General features: G+C 72.2%; 22 protein-coding genes. 12 read left to right on the top strand and 10 right to left on the bottom strand.

All coding sequences use genetic code 11. The features are described 5' to 3' along the window. Position 1: 1 nt before the first annotated feature. The 4 genes from ACY1JX_RS08890 to map all read left to right on the top strand — a co-directional run bounded on the left by ACY1JX_RS08890 (position 2) and on the right by map (position 4,733). Positions 2-1,222, top strand: a complete 1,221-nt coding sequence (locus ACY1JX_RS08890) for an acyl-CoA dehydrogenase family protein (protein ID WP_462563749.1) — start codon at positions 2-4, stop codon at positions 1,220-1,222. After that, positions 1,219-2,007, top strand: a complete 789-nt coding sequence (locus tag ACY1JX_RS08885) for an SDR family oxidoreductase (protein ID WP_462563748.1) — start codon at positions 1,219-1,221, stop codon at positions 2,005-2,007. Before ACY1JX_RS08890 ends, ACY1JX_RS08885 begins: the two co-directional genes overlap by 4 nt. A gap of 76 nt (positions 2,008-2,083) precedes the next feature. Beyond that, complete coding sequence (locus ACY1JX_RS08880; RefSeq protein WP_462563747.1) at positions 2,084-3,943, top strand: hypothetical protein; 1,860 nt, start codon at positions 2,084-2,086, stop codon at positions 3,941-3,943. A gap of 22 nt (positions 3,944-3,965) precedes the next feature. Continuing rightward, positions 3,966-4,733, top strand: a complete 768-nt coding sequence (map, locus tag ACY1JX_RS08875; protein WP_462563746.1) for a type I methionyl aminopeptidase — start codon at positions 3,966-3,968, stop codon at positions 4,731-4,733. Here the strand turns inward: map and ACY1JX_RS08870 are convergent. Next, entirely contained in the window at positions 4,717-6,087 is a 1,371-nt protein-coding gene (locus ACY1JX_RS08870; protein WP_462563745.1) for an amidase, read from the bottom strand. The genes map and ACY1JX_RS08870 overlap by 17 nt on opposite strands. 116 nt (positions 6,088-6,203) lie before the next feature. On the opposite strand from ACY1JX_RS08870, the gene ACY1JX_RS08865 reads away from it, so the two are divergent. Then, positions 6,204-6,785 (top strand): TIGR03086 family metal-binding protein, encoded by a 582-nt coding sequence (locus ACY1JX_RS08865; protein ID WP_462563744.1) that lies wholly within the window; start codon positions 6,204-6,206, stop codon positions 6,783-6,785. Then, the gene (locus ACY1JX_RS08860) at positions 6,782-7,387 is read left to right on the top strand and encodes a DinB family protein (protein WP_462563743.1); all 606 of its coding nucleotides are present in this window, start codon (positions 6,782-6,784) and stop codon (positions 7,385-7,387) included. The genes ACY1JX_RS08865 and ACY1JX_RS08860 overlap by 4 nt, the downstream gene beginning before the upstream one ends. Before the next feature lie 93 nt (positions 7,388-7,480). Here the strand turns inward: ACY1JX_RS08860 and ACY1JX_RS08855 are convergent, their stop codons facing one another. After that, entirely contained in the window at positions 7,481-8,431 is a 951-nt protein-coding gene (locus ACY1JX_RS08855) for an FKBP-type peptidyl-prolyl cis-trans isomerase (RefSeq protein ID WP_462563742.1), read from the bottom strand. Positions 8,432-8,552: 121 nt separating this feature from the next. On the opposite strand from ACY1JX_RS08855, the gene ACY1JX_RS08850 reads away from it, so the two are divergent. Further along, complete coding sequence (locus ACY1JX_RS08850) at positions 8,553-9,992, top strand: NCS2 family permease (RefSeq protein WP_462563741.1); 1,440 nt, start codon at positions 8,553-8,555, stop codon at positions 9,990-9,992. A gap of 103 nt (positions 9,993-10,095) precedes the next feature. Here ACY1JX_RS08850 and ACY1JX_RS08845 read toward each other — a convergent pair whose 3' ends face one another. Genes ACY1JX_RS08845 through ACY1JX_RS08835 form a run of 3 tightly spaced genes read right to left on the bottom strand, consistent with a single transcriptional unit; the run spans position 10,096 to position 12,572 of the window. Further along, on the bottom strand, positions 10,096-10,542 hold the full coding sequence (locus ACY1JX_RS08845; protein ID WP_462563740.1) for a DUF3817 domain-containing protein: 447 nt from the start codon (positions 10,540-10,542) through the stop codon (positions 10,096-10,098). Between the two features lie 42 nt (positions 10,543-10,584). Further along, positions 10,585-12,000 (bottom strand): flavin-containing monooxygenase, encoded by a 1,416-nt coding sequence (locus ACY1JX_RS08840; protein WP_462563739.1) that lies wholly within the window; start codon positions 11,998-12,000, stop codon positions 10,585-10,587. Next, a complete protein-coding gene (locus tag ACY1JX_RS08835) occupies positions 11,997-12,572 on the bottom strand; it encodes a TetR/AcrR family transcriptional regulator (RefSeq protein ID WP_462563738.1) in 576 nt (191 codons plus the stop codon). The genes ACY1JX_RS08840 and ACY1JX_RS08835 overlap by 4 nt, the downstream gene beginning before the upstream one ends. Positions 12,573-12,630: 58 nt before the next feature. Here ACY1JX_RS08835 and ACY1JX_RS08830 point away from each other — a divergent pair, with 58 nt between their 5' ends. Further along, entirely contained in the window at positions 12,631-14,304 is a 1,674-nt protein-coding gene (locus ACY1JX_RS08830) for an FAD-dependent oxidoreductase (protein ID WP_181754014.1), read from the top strand. 101 nt (positions 14,305-14,405) lie between these two features. Here the strand turns inward: ACY1JX_RS08830 and ACY1JX_RS08825 are convergent, their stop codons facing one another. The 4 genes from ACY1JX_RS08825 to ACY1JX_RS08810 all read right to left on the bottom strand — a co-directional run bounded on the left by ACY1JX_RS08825 (position 14,406) and on the right by ACY1JX_RS08810 (position 19,552). Then, complete coding sequence (locus ACY1JX_RS08825; RefSeq protein ID WP_462563737.1) at positions 14,406-16,832, bottom strand: ABC transporter permease; 2,427 nt, start codon at positions 16,830-16,832, stop codon at positions 14,406-14,408. Next, complete coding sequence (locus ACY1JX_RS08820) at positions 16,829-17,605, bottom strand: ABC transporter ATP-binding protein (RefSeq protein ID WP_181754017.1); 777 nt, start codon at positions 17,603-17,605, stop codon at positions 16,829-16,831. Before ACY1JX_RS08820 ends, ACY1JX_RS08825 begins: the two co-directional genes overlap by 4 nt. Before the next feature lie 100 nt (positions 17,606-17,705). Beyond that, positions 17,706-18,389: a response regulator gene (locus tag ACY1JX_RS08815; protein ID WP_462563736.1), complete on the bottom strand. Its 684-nt coding sequence runs from the start codon at positions 18,387-18,389 to the stop codon at positions 17,706-17,708. Next, positions 18,359-19,552: a histidine kinase gene (locus ACY1JX_RS08810; RefSeq protein ID WP_462563735.1), complete on the bottom strand. Its 1,194-nt coding sequence runs from the start codon at positions 19,550-19,552 to the stop codon at positions 18,359-18,361. The genes ACY1JX_RS08815 and ACY1JX_RS08810 overlap by 31 nt, the downstream gene beginning before the upstream one ends. Positions 19,553-19,737: 185 nt before the next feature. Between ACY1JX_RS08810 and dnaK the strand changes: the two genes are divergently transcribed. The 4 genes from dnaK to ACY1JX_RS08790 are packed head-to-tail and all read left to right on the top strand — an operon-like array spanning position 19,738 to position 23,661. After that, the gene (gene dnaK, locus ACY1JX_RS08805) at positions 19,738-21,579 is read left to right on the top strand and encodes a molecular chaperone DnaK (RefSeq protein WP_462563734.1); all 1,842 of its coding nucleotides are present in this window, start codon (positions 19,738-19,740) and stop codon (positions 21,577-21,579) included. Further along, a complete protein-coding gene (locus ACY1JX_RS08800; protein WP_462563733.1) occupies positions 21,576-22,148 on the top strand; it encodes a nucleotide exchange factor GrpE in 573 nt (190 codons plus the stop codon). The genes dnaK and ACY1JX_RS08800 overlap by 4 nt, the downstream gene beginning before the upstream one ends. Before the next feature lie 32 nt (positions 22,149-22,180). Continuing rightward, positions 22,181-23,287 (top strand): molecular chaperone DnaJ, encoded by a 1,107-nt coding sequence (gene dnaJ / locus ACY1JX_RS08795; RefSeq protein ID WP_462563732.1) that lies wholly within the window; start codon positions 22,181-22,183, stop codon positions 23,285-23,287. Continuing rightward, positions 23,287-23,661, top strand: coding sequence for a heat shock protein transcriptional repressor HspR (locus ACY1JX_RS08790; protein ID WP_286930374.1), 375 nt, complete (start codon positions 23,287-23,289; stop codon positions 23,659-23,661). The genes dnaJ and ACY1JX_RS08790 overlap by 1 nt, the downstream gene beginning before the upstream one ends. Before the next feature lie 136 nt (positions 23,662-23,797). Here the strand turns inward: ACY1JX_RS08790 and ACY1JX_RS08785 are convergent, their stop codons facing one another. Then, entirely contained in the window at positions 23,798-24,442 is a 645-nt protein-coding gene (locus ACY1JX_RS08785) for a hypothetical protein (RefSeq protein ID WP_462563731.1), read from the bottom strand. Positions 24,443-24,495: the final 53 nt, after the last annotated feature.

Raw genomic sequence — 24,495 nt, 5'->3', positions numbered from 1 at the left:
GATGGACTTCGCCTTCGACGACAGGACCCAGGACCTCATCGCGCAGATGCGTGCCTTCATGGACGAGGTCGTCCACCCGGCCGAGGCGCTCGCGCACGAGCAGATCGAGGCCAACTACGCGAACGACTCGTGGGACATCCCCGCGGTCATCGAGGACCTGAAGGTCGAGGCGAAGAAGCGCGGGCTGTGGAACCTGTTCCTGCCCGGCGAGGGGGGAGCAGGGCTGTCCAACCTCCAGTACGCGCCGCTGGCCGAGATCCAGGGCCGCAGCATCCAGCTGGCCCCGCCGGCCACGAACTGCGCGGCCCCGGACACCGGCAACATGGAGGTGCTGAACGAGTTCGGCACCGACGAGCAGAAGAAGCAGTGGCTCGAGCCGCTGCTGGCCGGCGAGATCCGCTCGGCGTTCGCGATGACCGAGCCCGACGTGGCCTCCAGCGACGCCACCAACATCGAGACCTCGATCGTGCGCGACGGTGACGAGTACGTCATCAACGGCCGCAAGTGGTGGATCACCGGCGCGATGAACCCGAACGCCAAGGTCTTCATCGTCATGGGCAAGACCGATCCGACGGCCGCCCGCCACCGCCAGCAGTCGCAGATCCTCGTGCCGCGGGACACCCCGGGCCTGGAGATCGTGCGCGGCATGCACGTGTTCGGCTACCACGACCGCGACCACGGCGGCCACGCCGAGCTGCGGTTCACCGACGTGCGCGTGCCGGTCACGAACCTCATCGCCGGCGAGGGCGACGGGTTCGCGATCGCCCAGGCGCGTCTCGGGCCGGGCCGGATCCACCACTGCATGCGCTCGATCGGCATCGCCGAGCGAGCCATCGAGCTGATGTGCCAGCGCGCGCAGGACCGCACCGCGTTCGGCAAGCCGCTGGCCGACCAGGGCGTCGTGCGCGACTGGATCGCCGAGTCGCGGGTGCGGATCGAGCAGCTGCGCCTCCTCGTGCTGAAGACCGCGTGGCTGATGGACACGGTGGGCAACAAGGGCGCGCACACCGAGATCCAGGCGATCAAGATCGCCACGCCGCAGACCGTGCAGTGGATCCTCGACAAGGCGATCCAGGTCCACGGCGGCGGAGGCCTCAGCCAGGACTTCCCGCTCGCGGAGATGTACGCCGGGATCCGCACGCTGCGGTTCGCCGACGGTCCCGACGAGGTGCACAAGAACTCCTTGGCCAAGGCCGAGCTGAAGAGGCAGGGACTCCGATGACCGGGCGTCGTTGCGTCGTCACCGGTGCGGCCGGTGGCATCGGCCTGGCGATCGCGGAGGCCCTGGTCGAGCGCGGTGACCGCGTCCTGCTGGCCGACCTCGACGAGCAGCGCGTGTCCGAGGCCGGCGAGCGGCTCGGGCACCCGTGGTTCGCCGGCGACGTGGCGTCCGAGGCGGGCGTCACCGACCTCATCGCCCGCGCGGACGAGGAGCTGGGCGGCGTCGACGTCTTCGTCGCCAACGCCGGCATCTTCCGCGGCTTCGGTCTCGACGCCGACGAGTTCGACTGGTCGCTGTCGCTGGACGTCAACCTCATGGCGCACGTGCGTGCAGCCCGTGCGCTCGTGCCTCGGTGGAGCGTCGATAACCCCGGCGTCTTCGCGGTCACGGCGTCGGCGGCGGGCCTGCTGACACAGCTCGGCTCGCCGACCTACTCGGTCTCCAAGCGGGCCGCCGTGGGCTTCGCCGAGTGGCTCGCCGCCACGTACGGCGACCGTGGCGTCAGGGTCACGGCGCTGTGCCCCATGGGGGTCGCGACGCCGATGGCCGAGGCCGGCGAGACGGCCACCGAGCCCGACGCGCGGCTGGCCCACGCGTCGGTCGCGGCGGCGGGCGAGACGCTGGCGCCGAGCGAGGCCGCGCGGGTCCTGCTCGAGGCCATCGACGAGGGCCGCTTTATCGCGCTCCCTCACGAGTCCGTCGGCACGATGTACGGCCGCAAGGCCCAGGACACCGACCACTGGCTGTCGGGGATGCAGCGCTTCCGGACGTCGCTCGGAGGCTGATTCGGGTATCACCCCCGGTGGGACGGACTCTGTGGATACGATCATCCGACTCAAGTCCTTCAACCGGGGGTACCCGATGCATCGTCCGACCCTGCGCTGGCTGTCCGCCGCCGCCATCAGCGGCGTGGCCGCGACCGCGCTGGTCGCCCCCGCCTCGCCCGCCGTCGCGGCTCCCGCGGCGTTCTGCTCCGACGGCAGCGTGCCGATGATCACCCAGGACGAGGTGGTCGACACGTTCGACGAGAACACCGCCGTCACGGGCCTCACGGTCGTCAAGGGCACGCAGCCCGTGCAGTTCACGGGCCGCTACACCGGCCACCTGGAGAACGCGCTCGGCCAGGGCGTCGACATGCTCCTCTTCGAGCTCTCGGGCGCCGGGATCGACACGGGCAGCCCGAGGGCCGGCATCTGGTCGGGCATGTCGGGCTCGCCCGTCTACGCCCAGGACGGCCGCCTCATCGGTGCGGTCGCGTACGGCCTCAACGCCGACAACATCCCGATCGCGGGCGTGACCCCGGCCGACCACATGAAGCGCACGGGCGTCGACCGCCTGGGCCCGGCGGCGGTCCCGATCACCCGCCGCGGCCTGAGCGGCGTCTCGGCCGCCACCGAGGTGGACCTCGCGGGTGCGACGCTGCCCCTGCTCAGGACGCGCAAGGTCGTGGCGGGCGGCGCCAAGGCCAACCGCCTCGCGAACCGCACGCTGGCCCGGGTCCCGGGCGCCTCGCCGGCCGCCCGCTCGGCGCGCGCCGGTGGCTTCGCGGCGGTCGCGACGCCCACGGTCATCGACGACCCGCTCGTCCCGGGCGGCAACATCGCGGTCGGCTACTCCACCGGCGACCTGTTCTCCGGCGGCGTCGGCACGGTCACGGCGATCTGCGGCTCCACGGTGTGGGCCTTCGGCCACCCGATGGACTTCGCCGGTGAGACCTCGCTGTCGATCCACAACGCCTCGGCGGCGCTCATCGTCCCCGACGCCACGGGCGAGGTCGGCTCGTACAAGCAGGTCTCGCGGATCGGTCAGCAGATCGGCACGATCACGCACGACGGCTACGCGGCCATCCGCGGCGAGCTCGGCCTGATCAAGGGCTTCGGCGTGACCACCCACGTCTACAACGCGTCCGCCCAGCGCATCCGCACGTACAGCGGCACGGTCGTCAACCCCGACATGGCGGCGTTCGCCGCGAGCTACGCGCCCGCCTTCGCCGCCGTCGACACGCTCGACAACCTCGGCATCGGCACGGCGCGTCACGTCTGGCGGATCTCGTACCGCCTGCGCGACGGCCGTACGGGCACCCTGACGAACGAGCAGGTCTACTCCGATCGCGGCGAGCTGGGCGACCAGCTGGCCGGTGACATCGGTGGCGACGTCGCCTCCATCGTGGGCACCGACCTGGCCGACGCGACCATCACCTCGGTCACCTCGCACCTCACGCTGCGCAGCGCGAAGGCGATCGAGTACCGGTTCAGCGGTGCCCAGAAGTGGAACGGCAAGGCCTGGGTGACGCTCGGCGGCTCGTCGGTCAAGGCCGGCCGCGGCGTGCTCGTGCGTCCCGTCTACCGCGAGTACGTGAACGGCAAGCCGCAGGGCCTGCGCACCGGCCCGTCGAAGAAGTTCACGATCGGCAGGAACGCGGTGGGTCGCGGCAAGGTCACCTACGCGCCGAAGGCTGCGGCCTCGAAGCCGGAGTGCATGGAGGACGAGGACGGCGAGATCTACTGCCCCGAGTTCGGTGGCGACGACGACGGGCCCCGGACGTTCGCGGCCCTGCTCGAGCAGCTGGACGCCTTGATTCCCTCCGACCGCGCCGCCGTGACGGCGGGCTGGAAGTGGAAGGTCGGCCGGTCCAAGGGAGCCTCGCAGCGCCGTGGTGCGCTGGTCGCCCCCGGCAAGGTCAGCGGGTCGTACACCGCGACCTTCCGGGTCCGCCGCTGACGCGGGTCCGTAGGCTGGCCGCATGGCGATCGAGCTGCTGAACCCCACCCAACTCGACGAGATGCGGCCGGCCGGCCGGTTCGTCGCGGAGGTCCTCACGACCCTGGCCGAGACGGCCGACGTCGGGATGGACCTGCTCGAGCTCGACGCCCTGGCCCACCGGATGATCAAGGACCGCGGCGCCGAGTCCTGCTACATCGACTACGCGCCCTCGTTCGGCCGTGGCCCGTTCGGCAAGGTGCTGTGCACGAGCGTCAACGACGCGGTGCTGCACGGCCTCCCGCACCGGTACAAGCTGCGCGACGGCGACCTCGTCAGCCTGGACTTCGCGGTCAGCGTCGACGGGTGGGTGTGCGACTCGGCCCTGAGCGTCGTCGTCGGCGCGCCGCGCGACGAGGACCTGCGCCTCATCGAGGCCACCGAGGTGGCCCTCGCACGGGCGATCGAGGTGGCCCGTCCCGGTGGGAAGATCGGCGACATCAGCGCCACGATCGGCGAGACCGCCCGCGAGTACGGCTACACGGTCAACACGCAGTTCGGCGGCCACGGCGTCGGCCGCACGATGCACGGCGACCCGCACATCTCGAACGACGGCGTGGCGGGTCGTGGCTTCCCGCTGAAGCCTGGCCTGGTCATCGCGATCGAGCCGTGGCTGCTGGCCTCGACCGACGAGATCCGCATGGACGACGACGGCTGGACGATCCGCAGCGCCGACGGCTCCCGCGGCGCCCACAGCGAGCACACCATCGCCATCACCGACGGTGACCCCATCGTCATGACCGCCCGCTGACCTCCATCAGCTGATCGACGGCGCGCAGGACGAGGGCGTCGGCGCCCACGTGGCCGGCCAGCATGACGCCCACGGGCAGGCCGTCGTGCACGTGGCCCGGCACGCTCGCGGCCGGCTGGCCGCTCATGTTCATGAGTGCCGTGTAGGGCGTGAAGAGCAGCTCGCGCCGGTGGTCCTCGGTGGGGTCGCCCGACTCCGTGAACCACGCGTGGGGCTGCGGCGGCAGGGCCAGGGTCGGCGTGAGGAACAGGTCGAACGACGCCAGTGAGGCGTTGACCGCCGCCGTGGTCAGCTCGAGGAACGTCAGCGCCGCGGCGAGTGCCGGGGCGGACGCCTGCCCGCCGCGCTCGTACCAGTAGCGCGTGGTCGGGCGCAGCGTCCCGATCGCCTCCGGGGGGAGCGGCACCGAGGCCATGCCCGCGGACCAGACCACGTTGAACTGCGGCTCGAGCTCGGCCGGCCACGGGTTCGCGATCTCGACCACCTCGTGGCCCAGCCCGGCGAGGGCCTCGCGCGCGGCGGCGACCGCGGCCACCGAGCCGGGCGACGCGTCGACGAAGTCGAGGTACGGGTCGGTCCAGGTGGCGATCCGGAGCCGGCCGGTCTCGCGGCGGATCTCCTCGGCGAACGGTGTCGCCGGAGCCGGCCACACGCGCGACGAGCCGGGGACCGGACGGGCGAGCAGGTCGAGGACCGCGGCGACGTCGCGCACCGAGCGCGCGAGCACTCCGTCGGTGGCGAGACCGCTCCAGGTGGGGGAGTCCGGTCCGGCCCCGACGCGCCCGCGCGAGGGCTTGAACCCGAGCACACCGCAGCACGACGCCGGGATCCGGATCGAGCCGCCGCCGTCGCTGCCCGGAGCGAGGGGCAGCAGCTGCGCGGCCACGGCCGCGGCGGCGCCACCGCTGGAGCCCCCGGCGTTGAGCGCCGGATCGGCTGGGGTCCCGGTGGGCCCGACGACGTCGTTGTCGGTGTAGGAGCTCAGGCCGAACTCGGGCGTGTTCGTCTTGCCGAGGCTGATGAACCCGGCCTCCTCGACGAGACCGACCAGGTCGGCGCTGTGGTCGGGGACCTGGTCGGCCAGCAGGCGCGAGCCCATCGTGGTGCGGACGCCCGCGGTGGGCGTGAGGTCCTTGAAGGCGGTAGGAACGCCGGCGAAGGGCGGGCGCTCGTCGAGGGAGTCCAGCTCGGCGGCGCGGGCGAGCGCGCGCTCGGGTGTCACGGTGACGAACGCGCCGAGGTGGTCGGCCTCGACGCGATCGAGGAAGTGGTGCGTCACCTCGACGCACGACACCTCGCGGGCGGCGATCGTGGCAGCGAGGTCGTGGGCGTCCAGCTCGTGCAGTGCGGTCACCCCGCCACCGTCTCGTGCACGCGGGTGGTTCGACAACCCGGGTCCTCGCCGCCCTTGACGCCGCGGAGGGGGAGCGGTCGACTGGGAGCCTCGTGTCGTCGACCGTCGGAGGATCCGTGTCCGCATCTCATCCCGGGGCGTCGAAGCCCCTGGCCGAACGCCATGCCCGCGTCACCGACGGGTTCACGTCCGTGGTCGACCGCGTCGCGGACTGGGACGCGCCCACGCCGGTACCCGAGTGGGCGGCGCGCGACGTCGTGGAGCACCTGGTCACGTGGTCGCAGGGCTTTCTCGCCTCCGGGGGCGTCCACCTCCGTCGCGAAGTCGACCTCGCGGATCCCGTCGCGGCCTGGCGCGCCCACGCCGCCGAGATCCAGGAGCTGCTCGACTCGCCGGCGACCGAGGACGACTTCACGCACCCGCAGCTGGGCACCGAGCCGCTGGGCGGCATCATCGACCGGTTCTACTCGACCGACGTCCTCATGCACACGTGGGACCTGGCCGAGTCGGCCGGCGTGCCGTCGGGCCTGGACCCGCAGGAGTGCGAGAACCTGCTGCAGGGGATGAGCCTGCACGAGCAGATCCTGCGCGACTCCGGTCAGTACGGGCCGGCTGTCCCGGTGCCGCCCGACGCCGACGGGGTGCTCAGGCTGATGGGCTTCATCGGTCGCGACCCCGAGTGGAGGGCGAGCCGATGAGCGGCCGGGAGACCAGCCTGCGCTACCTGCAGCGGGGCCACCGCGCCGTGCTCCGTGCCGTGCACGGCGTGGACGAGTACGACGCGCGGCGGCCGTTGACGCCGACGGGGACGAACCTGCTGGGCCTGGTCAAGCACCTGGCCATCGTCGAGCTCGAGTACGTCGCGAGCTGCTGCGGCTTCCCGAGCGACCTCGGGACCCCGTGGGAGACCACCACGGGTGAGGAGGACAACTCCGACCTGTGGCTGACGGCCGACGAGAGCGCCCAGTCGGTGGTCGACCTCTACGTCGCCGTGGGCGAGCACACCGCGCGAGCCTGCGCGGAGCTGCCGGCGGACTCACCGGCGAAGGTGCCGTGGTGGGGCGAGCCCGACACGTCCTTCGACTACCTGCTCGTCCACCTGGTGTCCGAGACCGCGCAGCACGCCGGGCACCTGGAGATCCTGCGCGAGGGCCTCGACGGCCAGGGCGACACGTGGGACGAGTCGCGCTCCGAGCGCGATGCGGCCTGGTGGGCTGCGCTGAACGAGCGGATCACCGCTGCCGCCGAGCCGTTCCGCGGGTCCGGCTGCGTGGTGACGGCGCCCGCGGGCGCGTTCTGACGCACCCCTCACGCCACTTGTGGAACGGGATCCACCTTCCGAAGCGTGTTCGGCGTGGATCCCGTTCCACAAGTGGGCTGGTGGTGCGGAGCGTCAGGAGTCGATCGAGACGATCTCCACCACGAACAGCAGCGTCTTGCCGCCGAGCTCGTTGCCCTCGGAGGCCTCGGTGCCGTAGCCGTACTCGGCGGGGATGTTGATCAGCACCGTGGAGCCCTCCTTCTGGCCCACGACGCCGGCCTTGAAGCCCTGGACGACCTGGTCGGTGGACAGCTGCGCGGGCTGACCGTCCTTGCCGAACGTCTGCTGGAAGACCTTGCCCTTGTCCTCCCAGGTGCTGCCCTGGTAGTTCACGGTGAGGGCGTCACCCGCCTTGACGGTCTTGCCGTCGCCCTCCTCGAGGACCTTGACCAGGACGTCCTTCGGCGGGTCGGTCTTCGGCAGCTCGACCTTGGGCTCGTCGCCCTCGAGGCTCACCTCCGGGACGTCCTTCTTCCAGTCCTTGGCCTTGACCTCCTCGCGCACGTCGACGACGTCGGTCACGATCACGAGCGAGTCGGTGCCCTTGATGGCGAGGTCGGCGTAGCCCTCGGCGCCGTAGACGTCGGACGCGGCCACCGTGGTGACGACGCGCGAGCCGGTGGGGACGCACTCGATGCCGGCGCGGAAGGCCTCGAAGGTCTTGTCGTCGCCGGCGGTCAGGGTGGCCTGCTCGCTGAGCGCCTGCTTGCCGTCACGACCGTTGAAGACCGTGATGACGGCCTCGACCTGGTCGCCCTTCGAGGTGTCGTCGCCGTCACCGTCGTCGACGACGGTGCGCTGCAGGTCGTCGGCCTTCGCGGCCAACGGCGAGGTGAAGGTGGCCTTGGGGCCGGTCTTGCCGAACTCGCCCGAGACCTTCACGGCGTCGCTCGAGGCGCCCGAGTCGTACTCCGTGCAGCTCTCCTTCTTCGAGTCCTTCGCGTCGTCGTCGCCGGAGCCGCAGGCCGCCAGGGGCGCCACGGACAGCAGCAGGACGAGGGGCAGGGTCTTCAGGTTCCGCATGGTTCTCATTTCGTCGAGGGAGTCGCCCGGACAGTCTGCCGAGCGTACCTGTCCGTTTCCTGAGAGCCTCCGATGAGCCCGCCGTGCCGGGACGCTCGCGCGCTTGGCAGGATGGGGACCCGTGACGACTACCCTCGATCGCTACTTCAAGATCTCGCAGCGCGGCTCGTCGGTCGGACAGGAGGTCCGCGGCGGCGTCGTGACCTTCCTGACGATGGCGTACATCATCGTCCTCAACCCGATCATCCTCAGCGGGGTGGCCGACGCGGACGGCAAGTTCCTCGGCGGAGGCACCGAGCCGGGCTCGGGCTTCGCGACGATCGCGGCCTGCACCGCGCTCGTGGCCGGCGTGCTGACGATCCTGATGGGCGTGGTCGCGAACTTCCCGATCGCGCTGGCGACCGGCCTGGGCCTGAACGCCTTCGTCGCGTTCTCCGTGGCCACCCAGATGACGTGGGCCGACGCGATGGGTCTGGTCGTGCTCGAGGGCATCGTGATCCTCGTGCTGGTGCTGACCGGCTTCCGCAAGGCGGTCTTCGACGCGGTGCCCGGGCAGCTGAAGACCGCGATCGCGGTGGGCATCGGCCTCTTCCTGACCCTGATCGGCCTGATCGACGCGGGCTTCGTGCGTGCCACCGGCAACGCCGCCCCGCCCATCGGCATGGGCATCGCCGGCGAGCTGTCGGGCTGGCCCGTGCTGGTGTTCTGCTTCGGCCTGCTGCTGATGATCAGCCTGCACACGCGCCGGGTCCCCGGAGCGATCCTCATCGGCATCGTCGTGACCACGATCGTGGCGATCGTCGTCCAGGCGATCACCGACACCCCGGGCTCCGGCGGCGACCCGACGTCGAAGGGCTGGAACCTCAACGTCCCCGCGTGGCCCGACAAGATCGTCGAGACGCCCGACCTCTCGCTGCTCGGCGACTTCAACCTGCTCGGCTCGTTCGACCGCGTCGGCGTCGTCGCGGCGGTGCTGCTCGTCTTCACCCTCATGCTCGCGGACTTCTTCGACACGATGGGCACGATGACGGCCGTCGGCGCCGAGGCCGGCCTGAACGACGAGGACGGCGCGCCCGAGGGCGCGCAGCGCATCCTCATCGTCGACTCCGTCGCCGCCGCGGTGGGCGGTGCCGCCGGCGTCTCGAGCAACACGTCCTACGTGGAGTCCACGGCCGGCGTCGCCGACGGCGCGCGCACCGGCCTGGCCAGTGTGGTCACGGGCCTGTGCTTCCTGCTGGCCACGATCTTCACGCCCGTCGTGCAGATCATCCCGAACGAGGCCGCCGTGGCCGCGCTCGTGCTCGTGGGCTTCCTGATGATGACGCAGGTGACCGAGATCGACTGGAAGGACCCCGAGATCGCGATCCCGGCGTTCCTGACGATCGCCTTCATGCCGTTCACGTACTCGATCACGGCCGGCATCGGCGCGGGCTTCCTGGCCTACGTCGTGCTCAAGGTCGTGATGGGCCGCATCCGCGAGGTCCACGTCCTGCTGTGGATCATCGCGGCGCTGTTCGTCGTCTACTTCGCGATCGACCCGATCACGCGCGCGCTCACCTGAGCCGAAGAACCGCACGCCCGACTTTTGTGACGCCCTTCGGCTTCTGAGCCTCGATCCGGCCGACTCCCGTCACAAAAGTGGGGCGTGCGCGGGTCCGCGGGGGTCAGCTGGTGGGCGGGCCCACCACGAGGGCCGCGCCGGTGAGGGCCACGACGGCCAGCACGCCGACGGCCAGGCCCTGCAGGGGCTTGCGCACGAGCCACGCGACGAGGCGGTCAAGGGTGCCGGCCGGCTCGCCGGTCGTCAGGCGCCACCGCTCGGGCAGCGCGCCCTGGCGCTCGCTGACGACGTCGAACCAGATCGTGAAGAACGGCGGCACGGCGGCGAGCAGGCCGAGCGCCGAGCGCTTGAGGCTCCACTGCGCGTCGATCGCGACGACCACGGTGGTGACCACGTAGGCCACGAAGACGACGCCGTGCAGCATGCCGCCGATCCGCACCCCCAGCTCGGTGGTCTCGGTGACGTACTTGAGGAACATGCCAGTCAGCAGCAGGGCCCAGGTGATGGCCTCGGCGACGGCGACGATGCGGAACAGGCGGCGGGGGGACATGCCTCCATTGTCCCCGCCCGGCTCAACCTCCGGCACGGCGGCTCAGGCCCACGCGAAGTCCTCGTCGTGCACCTGCGAGACCACGCTCTCGTACGCCCACGTGCCGCCGGGCCAGTTCGAGGTGATGCGACCGGTCTCGGGATGGCGGTACCAGCTGGAGCACGACGCCCAGGCCGACCGGGCGAGGTGGTCCTGCACCCGTGCGTCCCACCGCTGCTCCGCCTCGGGCCGGGCCTGGACCTGCTGCGCCCCGCGGTCCCGCATCCGGTCGAGGGTCGCGCGGATGTGGCGGGCCTGCGCCTCGAGCATCGTGATGATCGACCCGCCGCCGAGGTTGGTGTTGGGGCCGTAGGCCAGGAAGAGGTTCGGGAAGCCGGGCACGTGGATCCCGAGGTGCGCGCGGGCACCGTCGCGCCACTGCTCGTGGAGACTGCCTCCCGGACCGGTGACCTCGATCCCGTGCAGGAAGTCCTGCGTGTCGAAACCGGTGGCGAAGCACATCGCGTCCACGTCGTGCCAGGTGCCGTCGGCGGTGCGGACCGACTCCGGACGCACCTCGGTGAGCGCGTGCGGCACGAGGCGCACGTGGTCGCGCATCAGGGCGGGGTAGTACTCGTTGGAGAAGAGGATCCGCTTGCAGCCCACCTGGTGGCGCGGGACGAGGTCGCGCCGCAGGCCCGCGTCGCGCACCTGCACGCGGCGGTGCGTGGCGGCCAGGCGCTCGATGAACGTGGCGACCCCCGACTCGGGATCGAGCCCGCGCGAGAACTGCTGGGTGATCCAGTCGATCGGCCGCCGTTCGCGGGCGGCGAGGTCGCGGTACCAGGCCGGGTACGCGCCGTCGAGCTTCGGCAGCACGTGCTGGGCGGACCGCTGCACCACGACGAGCTCGCGCGCGACCTCGGCCAGCCGCGGCACCAGCTGCACGGCGGACGCGCCCGTGCCCACCACGGCCACGCGCCGACCGGCGAGGTCCACCGAGGCGTCCCACGAGCCGGCGTGCAGCACCGGTCCGGCGAAGGACTCCCAGCCCGGGACCTGGGGCGCACTCGGCTCGGACAACTGGCCCACCGCGCTCACCAGGACGTCGACGGTCTCGGCGGTGCCGTCGTCGAAGGCGACGCGCCAGCCGCTCGCGTCCCGGTGCGCGGACACGACCCGCGCGCCGAAGCGGCACCGCGGGGCGACGCCGAACCGGTCGGCGACGTCGCGCAGGTAGGCGAGAATCTCGGCCTGCACGGGGTAGCGGCGCGACCACCGGTCGCTCGGCGCGAAGGAGAAGGAGTAGAGCGGGGCCGGCACGTCGCAGCCCGAGCCCGGGTAGGTGTTGTCGCGCCACACGCCGCCGAGCTCGTCGGCCCGCTCCCACAGCCGCACGTCGTCGTACCCGTGCGTGAGCAGCTCGACCGCCGTGCCGATGCCGCCGAAGCCGGTGCCGATGATCCCGATCGACGTCATGGCGCCGTCACCGTGAGGACGGCCGCGCACACGTCGGCGTGGACGTCCTCGCGCTCGAGCGTGCCCTGCACCAGCCACTCGCGGCACAGCGCCTTCACGTAGGCCGCCACAGGGCGGAGCCGCGCGCGCAGGGCGGCGTCGTCGGGCAGCGCCAGCGCGTCGAGCACGAGGCGGGCAGCGCGGTCGTCGGCCTCGTCGACGATCGCCTGGACGTCGGAGGGGCCGTGGAGGTTCGCCGCTCCCGAGGCCGCGACCCACGCCTGCCCGTAGGTGGTCGCCGCGTCCAGGATCCAGTCGATCGTGCGGCTCACGCGCTCGGGCAGCGGCAGGCCGGAGAGGTCGGGGAGCGCGGCCTCGGGCATCTGCACCGACTCGCGCATGACCGCCAGGAACAGCGCGCGCTTGCTGCCGAAGTAGTGGTGGACGAGGCCGCGCGTCACGCCCGCCGCGCGGGCCAGCTCGGTGGTCGAGACCTGGTCGTACGGGCGGGAGGCGTAGAGCACGGCCGCGGCGTCGAGGATCGACCGGCGTCGGAAGTCGGGGGCGAGGCGGGTGCGCGCCGCTGGAGTCATGAGGACAGTGTCGGCGGCCTATTGGCAGACTGTCAACAGTCCCCTACGGTGAGGTCGCGTGAGCGATTTCGACTACGACGTGGCGATCGTCGGATCCGGGTTCGGCGGCAGCGTCACGGCACTGCGGCTGCGCGAGAAGGGCTACTCCGTCGTCGTGCTCGAGGCCGGCCGCCGGTTCGCCGACGCCGAGTTCGCCACCTCGTCGTGGGACGTGCGCCGCTACCTGTGGGCGCCGTGGGCCCGGTGCTTCGGGATCCTGCGGCTCACCCCGCTGCGTGACGTGCTCATCGCCAGCGGCGTGGGCGTGGGCGGCGGCTCGCTGGTCTACGCCAACACGCTCTACCAGCCGGGCGACGAGTACTTCCAGGACTCGCGCTGGGCCCACATCACCGATTGGAGGGCCGAGCTGGAGCCGCACTTCGACCAGGCGAGGCGGATGCTGGGCGTCGTCACCTACCCCGGCTCGACGGCGGCCGACCGGTTGTTGGCCGAGGTCGCCGACGAGCTGGGCGTGGCCGAGACGGTGCACCCGGCCGACGTCGGCGTGCTGTTCGCCGACCGGCCCTCCCTGCCGCTGGCCGATCCGTTCTTCGGAGGCCGGGGCCCGGACCGCACGTCGTGCACCCAGTGCGGCGCCTGCCTGACGGGGTGCCGGATCGGCGCGAAGAACACCCTCGTGAAGAACTACCTGCACTTGGCCGAGCAGGCCGGGGCCGAGGTTCGCCCGCTGACGACCGTGACCGACGTGCGCCCGCGCGGACGCGGCTACCGGGTGTCCACTCGAGGGACCGGGACCCCGTGGAAGCGGGGTGGCCTCACCGCCGAGCAGGTGGTCTTCTCGGGCAACTCGCTCAACACGCAGGACCTGCTCCACCGCCTGCGGCGCCGCTCGCTGCCCCGGATCTCGCCGCTGCTTGGCACGCTGGCGCGCACCAACTCCGAGTCCGTGCTGTCCGCGCGCGACGGCGACCGCCGCGCCGACCACACGCCGGGGCTCGCGATCACCTCGTCCTTCCATCCCGACCCGCAGACGCACGTCGAGCCCGTCCGGTACGGCCCCGGCTCCGGGCTGATCGGGCTGCTCAACGCGCACCTGGTCGATCCGGTCGAGGGGATGCCGCGGTGGCGCGCCACGCTGCGGACCTACCGTCGGCTGGGCGTGCGGAGAGCGTTCCGCCTCCACGACCCGCGGCGCTGGGCCGAGCAGTCGATCGTGATCCTGACGATGCAGACCCTCGACAACTCGGTCACGACCTTCCTCCGGCGCCGTCCGTGGGGCCTGCGAATGACCACGCGCGAGGGGATCGGCGAGCCGAATCCCGAGTGGATCCCCGTCTCGCACCGTGTGGCCAGGAGCCTCGCCCGGCGCGTGGGCGGCGTGGCCGGAGGCTCGGTGGCCGACCTGGTGGGCGTGCCGGTCACGGCCCACTTCATCGGCGGCTGTGTCATCGGAGCGACGCCCGAGGAGGGCGTGGTCGACCCGTACCAGCGACTCTTCGGGCACCCCGGCCTGCACGTGGTCGACGGATCGACGATCAGCGCCAACCTCGGCGTGAACCCCTCGCTGACGATCACCGCGCAGGCCGAGCGCGCGCTGTCGCTCTGGCCCAATCGCGGCGAGCCCGACGCCCGGCCGGCGCTCGGCGAGCCCTACCGCCGGCTCCCCGCCGTGCCCCCACGGGACCCGCAGGTGCCGGTCGGCGCTCCCGGTGAGCTGCGCTGGGCCCGCTGATCCAGGGTCCCTGACGCCGAGTGGCGCAAAGACGCCCGCCACTCGGTGAGTGGCGGGCGAATCTGCGCCACTCGCCGAACCGGGGGAGTGGCGGGCGCGACTCAGTCGAGCGTCAGCCCCTCGGCCGGCATGACCCGCGCGCCCCGGCGGGCCGGGAGGGTGGCCGCGGCCAGCCCGGCGGCCGTCGCGACGACCAGCACGGCGGCCAGCTGGCCCCACGGCACCACGAGGCGCGCGTCGGGCATGACGTCGGCCACCACCGTGGCCACGCCGAACGTCGCGTAGACCGTGCCGAGCACGACCCCCATGACCGACGCGACGAGCGCCAGCAGCATCCCCTCGGCGGCCAGCACGCGGCTCAGGCCGCGGCGGGTCAGCCCGAGGGCACGCATCAGGGCGTGCTCGCGGGACCGCTCCAGGATGGAGAGCCCGACCGTGTTCGCGATCCCCACCAGGGCGATGAGGATGCCGACGCCCAGCAGGCCGAGGACCGCCCACACCAGCACGTCCAGCTGCGTCGCGACCCACTGCTGGTCCTTCAGGTTGTTGGCCACCTCGCCGTCGGCGTCGCGGGTGAGCGCGCCGAGCGCCCCGGCGAGGTCGTCCGCGTCGGCGCCGTCCTCGGCCAGGACCCAGAGCACGCGCACGGCGGCGTCCGGTGCCACCTGCTCGAGGGCGTCAGTCGGGACAATCGCCGCCTGACCCCACTCGGAGCCGACGACGCGGGTCGCGAGGGTGACCGCGCCGTCGCCGGTCCGCAGGGTGAGCTCCTCGGGCACGCCGTCGGCGAACTCCTGGGCCACCGCGGCGGGGATGAGCACCTCGTCGCCCTTCGGGCTGATGGCGGCCGGGTCCAGCGTCGCGGCCCGGTCGGCCTCGCTCGCGGCGATCACCGTGAGCCGTCCGGCCTCCGACGAGACGGTCGCACCCTTCACGCCCCGGACGTCGGCGACGTCGGGGATCCCACCGACCGCCTCGACCAGGTCGGGGTCGAAGGCGCGCGCTCCGCTGACGGCGAAGTCGACGGGGTACTCCGCGTCCATCTCGGTCGTGACGGCGTCGCGGGCGCTGGCCATGCCGGTGAGGATCGCCGTCGCCAGCGTGACGCCGACGAGCAGCGACGCCGTGGTCGCGGCACTGCGACGTGGGTGACGCACGGCGTTGGCCGCGGCGACCCGGAACGGCCCGCCGGCGCGGCCGACCCGTCCGAAGAGCCGCAGCAGTCGCGGCACGACGACGGGTCCGAGCAGGAGCACGCCGATGAACGAGACCATCCCGCCGGCGAGCATGAGCGGCATCGAGGACCCCCACGCGGCCAGGCCGAGCGCTGCGAATCCCGCGAGCGTCGTCAGGACGCCGACGGCGATGCGGACCCGGCCCGCGGTCGTGCGGGCGGTCGGGTCGGCGGCGGGCCGCAGGGCCGCGAGCGGGCTGACGCGCACCACGGCCCGCGTCGGCAGCCAGGCCGCGACGATCGTCGTGAGCACGCCGCCGACGAACGCGGCCACGAGCCAGGTTGGGGAGTGGCTGACGGGCCCGAAGGCCTCCTCCCCGGCGAAGGCGCGGATCACCCAGCCGAGCACCTGCCCCGTGACGATGCCCGCCGCGACGCCGGTCGCCCCGGCGACGAGCGCCAGCACGAGCGCCTCGGCGCGCACCGACCTCAGGACCTGGCGCCCCGTGGCGCCGACGCACCGCAGCAGGGCGAAGTCGCGACTGCGCTGGGCGAACAGGATCGTGAAGGTGTTCGCGATGACGAGCACGGCGACGAAGCCGGCGATCGCCGCGAAGAGCAGCAGCAGGTAGGACAGGACGTCGGCGCCCTGGTTCATCAGCACGATGCGGGCCTGCACGTACTCGTCGCGGGTCTGCACCGGCGACTCGGTCACCGCGGTGAGCGCCTCCTGCGCCCCGGCCACGTCGTCGCGCGCGTCGTAGGCGACGGCGTCGGGGATCGCCAGGCCGACCGCGGCCATGGCTGGCCACGTGATGTCGACGTCCGCGTCGAGGTAGCTGGAGGAGCCGGCGAGGCCGACGACGGTGACGTCCACCGTCTCGCGGCCGACCCCCACGGTCAGGCTGTCGCCGAGGGCGATGCCTTCCGCCTTCGCGGTGTCGGTGGAGACGAGCGCCTCGCGGTCGGAGCTCGGGGCGCGGCCGCTCGCGATCTCCTGCGAGCGCAGCTGCGGATCGAGCGCGACGGTGCCGACCCGGACGTCGTCCCCGATCGCCCCGTCGGGCCCTTCCACCGTGGTCCACGTGGAGGCGATCACGGCGGCCCGGTCGCCCCGGCTCTCGGCCACCCGCAGGACGCGGTCGGGATCGGACTCGGCGATCCCGTACTCCTCGCCCACGACGAGTTCGGCCTCCGGGTAGGCCGCCTCCACGCTCGCGGCGATGCCGCTGCGAGCACCCGAGCCGATGGCGTCGATCACGACGACGAACGCCACCGCGATCGCGACGGCGACGAGCGCCGAGACGTAGCGCCGCGTGTGAGTCCGCAGCGACGCGAACAGGACGGTCCTCATCGGGCACCGCCCTCGAGGGCGTGGACGATCTCGTCGCGCGACGGGGTGTCGAGGTGGGCCCGGACGCGACCGTCGGCCAGCACGACCACGTCGTCGGCGTAGGCGGCTGCGTCGAGCTCGTGCGTGACCATGACGACCGTGTGGCCCATCTCGATGACGCTGCGGCGCAGGTAGGACAGCACCTCGGAGGACGCGGTGCTGTCGAGGTTGCCGGTGGGCTCGTCGGCGAAGACCACGTCGGCGTCCGCGGCGAGCGCCCGGGCGATCGCGACGCGCTGCTGCTGACCGCCCGAGAGCTCGCCGGGGCGGTGGTCGAGTCGGTCGCGCAGCCCGAGGACGTCGATGACCTGCTCGATCCGCTCGGTGGCACCCGGCTCGAGGCGGCGGCCGGCCAGCTCGAACGGCAGCATGATGTTCTGCCGCGCCGTCAGCATCGGCAGCAGGTTGAACGCCTGGAACACGAAGCCGAGGTGGTCGCGGCGGAAGTGCGTCAGCCGGTCGTCGTCGAGCGCGGTGATGTCGGTGCCCGCGATCGCGACCGTGCCCTCGGTGGGGCGGTCGAGACCCGCGAGGCAGTGCATCAGCGTCGACTTGCCCGAGCCGGACGGTCCCATGATCGCGGTGAACCGGCCGGGCGCCAGGTCGAGGTCGACCGAGCGCAGCGCGTGCACGGTGGTGTCGCCGTGGCCGTAGGTCTTGGACAGGCCGCGCACGGACGCGGCGGGCATGACGCCGCGCTCGGTGGCGGCGCCGGGAAGGGAGGTCGAAGTCATGCCTCGACGCTATTTCCGGGGCGGGGCCCGGGGCGTCGCCTCACGGGCGGATCTTCGGCGTCCGCCCACGGTATGACGCGGGGCGGGAAGCCCCGCACGGTCAGCCGACGAGGCCCGCCTCGAAGGCCAGCAGCACGAGGTGCACGCGGTCGCGCGACCCGGTCTTCGCGAGCAGTCGGCTCACGTGCGTCTTGACCGTCGCCTCCGACACGACGAGCGTCGTGGCGATCTCGGGGTTGCTCAGGCCGCGGGCGATCAGGCCGAGGACCTCGAGCTCGCGCTCCGTGACGCCGGACAGGCGCCGGTCGGCGGCGGCCGAGGCCCGTGGGGCGGACGGTGCCGCGAGGAAGTGGTCGAGCAGTCGCCGAGTGGTCGACGGGGCGACCACGGCGTCGCCGGCGTGCACGGCGCGGATCGCCGCGAGCAGGTCCGGGGGAGCGGCGTCCTTCAGCAGGAAGGCCGAGGCGCCGGCGCGGAGCGCGGCGAACGCGTACTCGTCGAGGTCGAAGGTGGTCAGCACGATGACGCGGGGGCCGTCGTCGCCGGGCGCGATCCGGCGCGTGGCCTCCACGCCGTCGAGGCGCGGCATGCGCACGTCCATCAGGACGACGTCGGCCTCCACCTCGGCGAGCAGCCGCAGCGCCTCCTCGCCGTCGCCGGCCTCACCCACCACCGTGAGGTCGTCCTGGCTCTCCACGAGCATGCGGAACCCGGCGCGCACCATCTGCTGGTCGTCGACGAGCGCCACCCGGATCACGTGGGGATCCTCGCACGCACGGCCCATCCGCCGCCGGGCGCGGGCCCGACCTCGAGCGTGCCGTCGTGGACCTCCACCCGTTCGCGCATGCCCAGCAGGCCGAGGCCGCCGGAGCCGTCGGCGGAGGAGCCGCGGCCGTCGTCGACGACCTCGATGTCCAGGGCGTCGTCGCTCGCCGCGAGGCGCACGACCGCACGCGCCTGCGGGCCCGCGTGCTTCCGGACGTTGGTGAGGGACTCCTGCACGAGGCGGTAGGCGGTCAGCGCGACGCCGGCCGGAACCGAGGGGACGGGGTCGGGGAGGACGAGATCGACCCGGTCGTCCGCCGTGACGAGTGAGGGGATGTCCTCGAGCCGTGGCTGCGGCGTGAGCGCGGGGTCTTCGGTGCCGCGCAGCAGGCCGAGCAGCCGCCGCATCTCGGTGAGCGCTTCCCGGCCGACCGAGGCGACGGCGCCGAGGGTCGCGACCGCGACCTGCGGGTCCTTCGCCGCCGCGTAGCGCGCGCCGTCGGCCTGCACGATCACCACGGAGAGGCCGTGCGCGACGACGTCGTGCATCTCGCGGGCGATCCGGGTGCGCTCCTCGGCGGCGGCCAGCACCGCGCGCTGCTCGGCCTCGAGAGCCAGCTGCCGCCCACGCTCCACCAGGCTCGCCTCGTAGGCCCGCCGGATCCGTGCCTGGCTGCCGAGCGCCCACGCGGCCAGGACGATCGCGGCGATGCTGAAGAAGTAGGGCGACAGGTCGTCGAGGCCGATGTCGTAGTCGACGTACTCGAGGCCCGGCGGGTACGCGGCGATCGACGAGGAGGTCCACACCCAGGAGGCGACGGCCGCTCCACAGATGCCCACGCCGAGGCCCACGAGGGCCGCCCGGCCCGAGCTGTACCGCGCGAGGGCGTACAGCGCGGCGGGGAACGCCACCTGTCCCCACGTCGGGATGTCGTACGTCGCGGCCTGCAGCACGCTGGCCGCGGCGACGAGCCCGAACACGAGCGCGGAGTGCCGCCGGCGCCAGAACAGTGGCACGGTCTGCAGCAGCGAGAGCGTCAGCGCCCACAGCGACTGCCCCGCCAGCACGGCGAACGGGAAGGACGGCAGCACCAGCGCCGAGGCGAGGGCGAGGTCGAAGAGCCGCGTCGCGCGCGGGCCCAGGCGCCACGGCCCCGCGGGCGCGATCCGGCTGTCCTCCATGGGCCCGAGCCTAGGGGCGCCCCGGACGCGCGTCGTCAGACCAGGGTCTGGTCCTGCAGATCGATGGCGGGAGGGGGAATGGAACGGCCTTGATCGAAGTTGATAACGTATGACTCAAGTCTTTTGACCCACAGTTTTCAAGGCACAGATCTCAAGCAGAGACACTGCGATCCCCAGGAGGAACCATGGCCCGTGCAGTCGGCATCGACCTCGGCACGACGAACTCCGTCGTGGCCGTGCTCGAAGGTGGAGAGCCCACCGTCATCGCGAACGCCGAAGGCGCTCGCACCACCCCGTCCGTCGTCGCGTTCGCGAAGGACGGTGAGGTCCTGACCGGCGAGGTCGCCAAGCGTCAGGGCGTCACCAACGTCGACCGCACCATCCGCTCGGTCAAGCGCCACATGGGCACGGACTGGTCGGTGGAGATCGACGACAAGAAGTTCAACCCCCAGCAGATCAGCGCGTTCGTGCTGCAGAAGCTCAAGCGCGACGCCGAGGCCTACCTGGGCGAGCCGGTCACCGACGCGGTCATCACCGTGCCGGCGTACTTCAACGACCACCAGCGCCAGGCCACCAAGGAGGCCGGCGAGATCGCGGGCCTCAACGTCAGCCGCATCATCAACGAGCCCACCGCGGCCGCGCTGGCCTACGGCCTGGACAAGGGCGACGACCAGACGATCCTGGTGTTCGACCTCGGCGGCGGCACGTTCGACGTGTCCCTGCTCGAGATCGGCGAGGGCGTCATCGAGGTCAAGGCCACCAGCGGTGACAACCACCTCGGCGGCGACGACTGGGACAACGCGGTCGTCGACTGGCTGGTCAACAAGTTCAAGGCGTCCACGGGCGTCGACCTGACCAAGGACAAGATGGCCATGCCCCGCATCCGCGAGGCCGCCGAGCGCGCGAAGATCGAGCTCTCCAGCTCGTCCTCGACGTCGATCAACCTGCCCTACATCACGGTCGTCGACGGCAACCCCGTCTTCCTCGACGAGACGCTGACCCGCGCGGAGTTCGAGAAGATCACCGCCGACCTGCTCGAGCGCACGAAGGCGCCGTTCAACAACGTCATCCGTGACGCGGGCGTCACCGTCAAGGAGATCGACCACGTCGTGCTGGTGGGCGGCTCCACCCGCATGCCCGCGGTCTCCGAGCTCGTGAAGAGCCTCACCGGTGGACAGGAGCCCAACAAGGGCGTCAACCCCGACGAGGTCGTCGCCATCGGCGCCAGCCTGCAGGCCGGCGTGCTGAAGGGCGAGGTCAAGGACGTCCTGCTGCTCGACGTGACCCCGCTGTCGCTGGGCATCGAGACCAAGGGCGGCGTCATGACGAAGCTCATCGAGCGCAACACGACGATCCCGACCAAGCGCTCCGAGGTCTTCACGACGGCCGACGACAACCAGCCGTCCGTGGCGATCCAGGTCTACCAGGGCGAGCGCGAGATGGCCGCCGGCAACCAGCTGCTGGCGACGTTCGAGCTCACCGGCCTGCCGCCGGCGCCCCGCGGCGTCCCGCAGATCGAGGTCACGTTCGACATCGATGCCAACGGCATCGTGAACGTCTCGGCGAAGGACCGCGGCACCGGCAAGGAGCAGTCGATGACGATCACCGGCGGCTCCGCGCTGTCGAAGGACGACATCGACAAGATGGTCAAGGACGCCGAGCAGTACGCCGAGGAGGACCGCAAGCGCCGCGAGTCCGTCGAGGTCCGCAACCAGGCCGAGACGCTCGTCCACTCGACCGAGAAGTTCCTCGCCGAGAACGGCGACAAGGTCGGCGACGACGTCAAGACCGAGGTCCAGGCCGACGTCGACGCGCTGAAGTCGGCCCTCGAGGGCGACGACACCGACGCCATCCAGGCGGCCGTCACGAAGCTCGGCACGTCCAGCTCGAAGATGGGCGAGGCGATGTACGCCGCCGCCGCGGCCGAGGCCGGCGCCGAGGGCGCGGCCCCGACCGGCGACGCCCCGGCCGATGACGACGACGTCGTCGAGGCCGAGATCGTCGACGACGAGGGTGAGCAGAAGTGACCGAGAAGCCGTTCGACGACGAGGCGACCTCCCCCGAGGGGGAGGCGCCCGCCGCCGGCGCGGAGCAGGAGCAGGCCTCCGAGGAGGCCGCTCCCGACCCGGTCGCCGAGCTCGAGGCGAAGGTCGCCGAGCTGACGAACGACCTCCAGCGCAAGCAGGCGGAGTTCATCAACTACAAGCGACGGGTCGAGGACGATCGCGTCCGCGCGGTCGAGACGGGCAAGCAGAAGGTCCTCACGGAGCTGCTGACGGTGCTCGACGACCTCGGCCGCGCCGAGGAGCACGGTGAGCTGACCGGTGGCTTCAAGGCCGTGGCCGACCAGCTGCGCGGCACGCTGGGCAAGTTCGACCTGGTCTCGTTCGGCGAGGCCGGCGAGCCGTTCGACCCGAACCTGCACGAGGCCGTCTTCCACGCGGGCGAGGACCCGAACGTGGCGGTGCAGAGCATCGCGCAGGTGATGCGCACCGGCTACCGCGTCGGCGACCGCGTCCTGCGGCCGGCCGTGGTCGGCGTCGTCGACCCCGGTGCCGCCGCCGCGGCCACCGAGCAGCCGACGACGCAGGACTGAATCACTGGGAACACGAGAGGGAGGAGGGGTGAATGAGCGCACCGACTGACTGGGCGACGAAGGACTTCTACGCGGTCCTGGGCGTCAAGAAGGATGCCTCGGCCGACGAGATCAAGAAGGCGTACCGGAAGCTGGCGCGGGACAACCACCCCGACTCCAACCCCGGCAACACCCAGGCCGAGGAGCGCTTCAAGGCGATCTCCGAGGCCTACGGGGTCGTCGGCAACGCCGAGAAGCGCAAGCAGTACGACGAGCAGCGCTCGCTGTTCGGCCAGTTCAAGGGCGGCTTCCCGCCCGGCGGTGGCGGCGGCTCGTACCCGAACGGCGGGGTCGACTTCGACCTCAGCGACATCCTCGGCGGCATCTTCGGCGGGGGTGCCCGCGGCGGTCGCCGCCGCGCGCCCCAGCCGCGCCGCGGTGACGACCTCGAGACCGAGGCGACGATCACCTTCCGGCAGGCCGTCGAGGGCGTCACGCTCCCGCTGCGGCTCACCAGCGACGAGCCGTGCACGATGTGCCACGGCACGGGCGCGAAGCCCGGCACCGTCCCGAAGGTGTGCGGCAACTGCCAGGGCAGCGGCATGCAGACCAGTGCCTCGGGCGGCGTCTTCGCGATGACCGAGCCCTGCGCGCAGTGCCGAGGTCGCGGGCTGATCGTCGAGCACCCGTGCGAGGTCTGCACGGGGACCGGCCGCGCGCCGTCGAGCCGCACCATCAACGTCAAGGTGCCGGCCGGCGTCAAGGACGGCCAGCGGATCAAGATCCGCGGCAAGGGCGCGAAGGGCGACACCGGAGCTCCCGCGGGCGACCTGTTCCTGCTGGTGCACGTCGAGGGTGACGAGCGCTTCGGGCGCAAGGGCGACGACCTCACGGTCACCGTGCCGCTGCCGTTCGACGACGCGGTGCTCGGCGGCGAGGTCAGCGCGCCCACGATCGACGGTCCGTCGGTCAAGCTCAAGGTGCCGCCGGGCACGCCCAACGGCCGTACGTTCCGCGCGCGCGGCAAGGGCGGCACGCGGCGCGACGGGTCGCGCGGCGACCTGCTGATCACGGTCGAGGTGCAGGTGCCCCACGAGCCGTCGCCCGAGGAACGGGCCGCGGTGGAGGCGTTCCGCGCCGCGAGAACGGGGAGCGCCTGATGAACGAGTTCGTCCCCCCGGGCCCGGAGGCGAAGGTCTTCGTGATCAGCGTCGCCGCCGAGCTGTCGGGACTGCACCCGCAGACCCTGCGCACGTACGACCGGATGGGCCTGGTCGAGGCCGGTCGCACCTCCGGCGGGGGCCGCCGCTACTCGCTGCGCGACGTCGAGCTGCTCCGGATGGTCGCGCACCTGACCGCCGAGGGCCTGGGCCTCGAGGGCGTCAAGCGCGTCATCGCCCTGGAGAACCAGGTGGCGGCACTGCAGGCGAAGGTCGCCGAGCTGCAGGCCGAGCTGGTGCAGGCGCGCACGCCGCAGAACCTGCCCGCGCTCTACGGCGGCCGTCAGGTCACCATCTGGCGCCGCCAGCCCTGACCCAATCCCCTCGCCGTCCGCCCCGGTTCGCCGAGTGGCGCAGAATCGCCCGCCACTCGCCGAGTGGCGGGCGTTCTTGCGCCACTCGCGACCCCGGTTTGCGCCACTCGACGTCAGTCGACGCCGAGGCCGCCCCTCACTCGTCGTCGGTGCGCTCCTCGCGCTCCTTGCGGGCGCGGTGCTTCTCGTACTCGCCCCACGCGATGCCGCTGGCCACGACGAGCGGGACGATGATGCCCCACGGCAGGTCGGCGAACCAGCCCAGATCCCAGTCCGGGGTGATTCGCCGCAGCCAGTAGAACGGGTTCAGGTACCGGAGCCAGTCCGGCGGATCGATGTCCGGTGGGTCGACGTCGGGCAGCCACGACCAGTCGACGGCGGGCAGCAGCCGACCGAGGATCGCCGACACGGCCGCGCCGATGCCCAGGAAGCCGACGAGCGTGAACACCACGTGCCGTGCCGCGTAGAGCTTCGGGTGGGACTCCTTGAGCTCGTACAGCCGGCGGGCGCGGGTGTTGGGCGGTGGGACGAACGGCACCCGGACGGGGCTCAGGTCGCGCTGCTCCACGAGGGTGACGGCCCGCAGGCGCTTCAGTCCGTTCGCGACCTTGACGTGCTCCACGGGGTCGCCGTCGCCGGGGAGGTCGAACTTCGCGTCGTCGAGGGTGCCGAGCGTCCTGGATCCCACCTCGGTGCCGTCGATGGTGAGCGTCACGGTGTGGTCGGCGTCCTCGTGCACGGCCAGGTCGCGACCGCGGTCGCGCAGGGTCCAGGAGGGCATGCCGGCACGCTAACCGGTGAGTCGGCGTCCTCGGGACGACCGAACGGCTACTT

It is taken from the genome of Aeromicrobium sp. JP4 (genome assembly GCF_054957925.1).
The sequence above is the reverse complement of the archived record's forward strand: the minus strand, read 5'-3'. Positions and strand labels throughout refer to the sequence as shown.